Below are 4,529 nucleotides of genomic sequence, written 5' to 3' on the forward strand. Positions count from 1 at the left end.
ACGAAAATGGTCAAAGAATCGAAAAAAGGAAAGAATTACCCAGCTTTAAGGCACTGGGTAAGGATGGTCTGTGTCGCTTGCTGTTTTACGAGACTAGACTTTTGTATCAGCTTTTAACCGACAATTTGGTAAAGTGATGGTTTAAATTAAGATTTCATCCTTGAATGGATACAATCGATTTTGGTCTTGATCGATCTAAATTATTGCCAAAAGCTGTGAACTTTTTAAATTAAACTTAACCTAAATTTTACCGAATCTTAACCAAAAAAAATCCCCAATATTTCTAGATTTAAAAGTAATATTTATGCCTTAAACTATATTTTGAAGAAAGTTCAACTTTCCCAATTGTGCAGGATTCTTCAACCAGAAAACTTATGATATTCTCAACTGCTACCCTAACTCGTGTGTGTGCTGTCTCCTTCGCCACGGCAGCGGCCTTAGCAGGGACGATGGGAGAAGCTTTCGCCCAAACCCTGAACGGTGCGGGAGCCTCCTTTCCCGCGCCCCTATACCAGCGTTATTTTGCCGACTATAAAAACGCCACTGGTGTCACCGTTAACTATAACTCCGTCGGTAGTGGTGCTGGTGTCCGGCAATTTATCGCCGGAACCGTCGATTTTGGGGCTTCCGATGCCGCTCCTTCCTCCTCGGAAAAAGGCCAGATGAAAAATGGGTTACTGCTAGTTCCCACCGCCGGAGGAGCCGTCGCCGTGGTGTATAATTTGCCCGGGGTAAATAACCTGCAAATTTCCCGGGCTAACCTGGGTAAAATCTTCAGTGGCGAGATCACCAACTGGAAACAAGTGGATCCGAAACTGCCCGACCGACCCATTAAAGTGGTGGTTAGGGCCGATGGTAGCGGTACTACAGAGATTTTTACTTCCCACCTGAGTGCTATTAGTCCTTCTTTCAAAAGTAAAGTGGGAACCAGCAAAGAACCTAACTGGGGTTTTACCGTTCTCAAGGGACCGAAAAATGATGGTGTGGCAGCCCTGGTTAAACAAACAGAAGGCTCGATCGGTTACGTTCAAGATACCTTTGCCCGCAAAAATGAAGGGGCAACCATGAGAACTGCCAAAGTTCAAAATAAAGCCGGTCAATTTGTCGAACCGAGTCTCGCCGAAGCTAACAAAGCTATGGAAGGGGTGAAATTTAACGCTGATTTTACCGCTAATGTAGATGATCCGAGCAATGGCTATCCGATCGTCGGGATTACTTGGTTATTAGTACCGAGAGACTACGCTGATAACAAAAAAGCGGCGGAAATTAAAAGACTGTTGACTTGGATTCTCACCACCGGTCAAGGTATTAACAATCAATTGGAATTTACTCGGATTCCTCAATCGGTGACTCAAAAAGTTTTAGCCGAAGTTAACAAAATTAAATAAATACTTTTGTATTAGTGTGAACTTGATTGTCACCGCTTTCCAGTAAGATGGAAAAAAGTTACCGGTTAAGTCCATAACTAATAAGTAGGGAGGCACAATTATTTGTAGGATGGGTTAGCGCACTTCGTAACCCATGCGGGCGTTGGGTTTCATGCTTCAACCCAACCTACGTTCTACGTTCATCTTGTATTTAATTACACCCACCCACTTAACTGCAAGTATTTCTTTTCTGTGGGCTGAACAATGTTCAGCCCCTACAGTTGCGTTTTAAACAACTGATAACTGCTAATCGCTCTCTACCTTATGGCTAATTTTTCTGAATCGGTCGAGTCTTTTGATCTCTCGGCGGCCAATCTTAACGAAAGCCCCGGTACTGCGGGTTTATTTGATCGCATTTTTACAATCTTAGTCTGGATTTGTGCCGCCTCTGGTTTAATCTTTCTGCTCTGGATGGCCTGGATTGTTTTTCAGGATGCGCGGCCGGCGATCAATGAATTCGGTTGGGGATTTCTCTGGGGAACCACTTGGGATGTTAACGTCCTCAAATTTGGTGGTTTACCTTTTATTTTCGGTTCGATCGTTTCCTCGATTCTAGCTCTTTTATTAGCTATTCCCCTCAGTGTCGCCGTTGCTTTAACCACGAGCGAGAATTATTTGCCGGCAAGCGTCCGTTATCCCATCGGTTTTCTAGTGGAATTAATTGCCTCGATTCCCAGTGTAATTATTGGTTTATGGGGGATTTTCGTACTAATTCCCGTGCTGAAACCTCTGCAAGAATGGTTATTTCAAAATTTTGCTTGGTTCCCTTTGTTTAATACCCAACCGTTGGGACCAAGTATGCTGATCGCCGGTGTGATCCTGGCCATCATGATCGTGCCGACTATTTCCGCTATCAGTCGCGATGTGTTGCTTACCGTCCCCCCCGAATTACGCAGCGCCTCCATGGCCCTAGGGGCGACTCGTTGGGAAACCATCTGGCGCGTGTTGTTGCCGGCGGCCAGTTCTGGCATTATCGGGGCGATTATCCTCGGTTTAGGGCGCGCTTTAGGGGAAACTATGGCGGTGGCCATGGTAATCGGTAACTCCTCGATTATTAGTCCCTCCCTCTTGGCCCCTGGTTATACTATTCCTGCTGTACTAGCTAATACCTTCCCAGAAGCTTTTGAAAAAATCCACATCGGAGCCTTGATGTATCTAGCTTTGATTCTATTTTTTATTACCTTAGCCGTCAATAGTGTAGCGGCTTTATTAGTACAATTTATCAACCGCAATCGTTAATTTATGACTCAAGGAGCTTTTCCCGAAGAAGATTTACAGCAACCCCTGTCACCGTGGCGACATTTTTTTACCAACGGTCTCACGGGTTTAGCGATCGCTCTTAGTGCCATCGCCATTCTGCCTTTATTCGCTATTCTCTTTCAAATTGTCAAAGAAGGTTTACCCGGATTTAATTGGCAAGTTTTCACCTCTTTACCCGCCCCAGTTGGCTCCGATCCCAGTGTTCCCAACGGTTTTGCCAATGCAATCGTGGGGACTTTAACCATGGTCGGTTTAGCGGCTTTAGGCAGCATACCTCTGGGGATTCTCACCGGGGTTTTCCTCTCGGAATTCGCTCGGGGTTCCAAAATTGGCGGTATTCTGCGCTTTGCGATCGTGGTGTTGAGTAGTACCCCTTCCGTCATCGTCGGGGTGTTTTCCTTCGGGGTTTTGGTCTTAACCACCAAACAATTTTCCGCCGTAGCGGGGGCCTTTGCTTTGGGGGTGATTATGTTGCCCATCGTCGCTTTAACCACGGAAGAGTCCCTAAAACTAATACCCATGTCCTACCGTCTCGGTTCTTCCGCTTTGGGGGGTTCCCGTTTCAATACGGTATTTCGCATTGTCCTGCCAGCAGCGATCGCACCGATTATGACCGGGATATTATTAGCGGTGGCCCGGGCCGCTGGAGAAACCGCTCCCTTAATGTTTACGGCTTTATTTAGTCAATTTTGGCAAGAAAGTCTTTGGTCGCCCACACCAGCTTTAACGGTGTTGATTTATAACTACGCTAGTTCCCCCTTTCCTGAACAAAATTCCCTAGCTTGGACAGCTTCTTTAGTCCTAATTATCTTAGTTTTAATTACTAGCCTTCTCTCCCGTTTTGTCACTCGTAAACGCTCAAATTAAGCACTTTTCTGATGATCGATTCCTCTACCATGAACACCCATACTTCTCTAGCTAATTCGGCGATCGAAGTCGAAAATCTCAGCTTTTTCTACGGTAGCAAAAAAGCCCTGGAAGGGGTTTCTTTACAAATACCTCAAAGGCAAGTAACCGCCATGATCGGCCCCTCTGGTTGTGGTAAATCTACTCTCTTAAAAGCTCTCAATCGCATCGGGGAATTAGAGGGGCAAGTGACAGTTAAGGGCAAAGTTAGGTTTTTTGGCCAGGATATCTACGCCCCCAAAGTTAACCTTCATACCTTACGGCGACAGGTGGGTATGGTGTTTCAGCGCCCTAACCCTTTTCCCGCTAGTATTTACGATAATATAGCCTACGGTATTAGAATTTATCGTTCCGCTAGTCGCAGTGAATTAGATGGGATTGTGGAATCAGCTTTAAAAGGAGCTGCTCTTTGGAATGAAGTTAAAGAGCTGTTGAATAAATCCGCTTTAGGATTATCGGGAGGACAACAACAAAGATTGTGTATTGCTCGCGCTTTGGCAGTAAAACCAAAAGTATTATTAATGGATGAACCTTGTTCCGCTTTAGACCCCCTTTCTACCCTCAAAGTCGAGGAATTAATCCATGAATTGAAGGAACAATACACGATCGTCATTGTCACCCATAATATGCAACAGGCCTCTAGGGTATCCGATCGCACGGCCTTTTTTAATGCCGATGAAACCCGCGTCGGTCGTTTGGTGGAATGTGATGCCACCCCGAAAATTTTCACCGATGCAGTTAATCAACAAACTCGCGATTATGTAGCCGGTAGATTCGGTTAATTTGTCTTGTCAGGGGACGGGAGACAGCTATCAGTGATCAGTTATCAGTTATCAGTTATCAGTTATCAGTTATCAGTTATCAGTTATCAGTTATCAGTTATCAGTTATCAGTTATCAGTTATCAGTTATCAGTTATCAGTTATCAGTTATCAGT

General features: G+C 45.0%; 4 protein-coding genes. All 4 read left to right on the top strand.

All coding sequences use genetic code 11. The annotated features are described in order from the left end of the window. The first annotated feature begins 374 nt into the window (after nucleotides 1-374). The 4 genes from pstS (at nucleotide 375) to pstB (ending at nucleotide 4,375) form a co-directional block, all read left to right on the top strand. On the top strand, nucleotides 375-1,388 hold the full coding sequence (gene pstS / locus IM479_RS00735; RefSeq protein WP_287077110.1) for a phosphate ABC transporter substrate-binding protein PstS: 1,014 nt from the start codon (nucleotides 375-377) through the stop codon (nucleotides 1,386-1,388). A gap of 303 nt (nucleotides 1,389-1,691) precedes the next feature. Further along, nucleotides 1,692-2,666 carry a phosphate ABC transporter permease subunit PstC gene (gene pstC / locus IM479_RS00740; RefSeq protein ID WP_287685528.1) on the top strand — a complete coding sequence of 325 codons (975 nt, stop codon included), beginning with the start codon at nucleotides 1,692-1,694 and terminating at the stop codon, nucleotides 2,664-2,666. A gap of 3 nt (nucleotides 2,667-2,669) precedes the next feature. After that, the gene (gene pstA / locus IM479_RS00745; protein ID WP_286824269.1) at nucleotides 2,670-3,554 is read left to right on the top strand and encodes a phosphate ABC transporter permease PstA; all 885 of its coding nucleotides are present in this window, start codon (nucleotides 2,670-2,672) and stop codon (nucleotides 3,552-3,554) included. Nucleotides 3,555-3,565: 11 nt separating this feature from the next. Then, a complete protein-coding gene (pstB, locus tag IM479_RS00750) occupies nucleotides 3,566-4,375 on the top strand; it encodes a phosphate ABC transporter ATP-binding protein PstB (RefSeq protein ID WP_287685530.1) in 810 nt (269 codons plus the stop codon). Nucleotides 4,376-4,529 lie beyond the last annotated feature (154 nt).

This window comes from Microcystis sp. M165S2, from assembly GCF_020245885.1.
In the GTDB taxonomy this organism is placed as follows: Bacteria; Cyanobacteriota; Cyanobacteriia; order Cyanobacteriales; family Microcystaceae; genus Microcystis.

Bases quoted from the DNA above. Each gene is read 5' to 3' on its own strand.
- pstB (WP_287685530.1), top strand. From the start codon at position 3,566: ATGATCGATTCCTCTACCATGAACACCCATACTTCTCTAGCTAATTCG.
- pstS (WP_287077110.1), top strand. From the start codon at position 375: ATGATATTCTCAACTGCTACCCTAACTCGTGTGTGTGCTGTCTCCTTC.
- pstA (WP_286824269.1), top strand. From the start codon at position 2,670: ATGACTCAAGGAGCTTTTCCCGAAGAAGATTTACAGCAACCCCTGTCA.
- pstC (WP_287685528.1), top strand. From the start codon at position 1,692: ATGGCTAATTTTTCTGAATCGGTCGAGTCTTTTGATCTCTCGGCGGCC.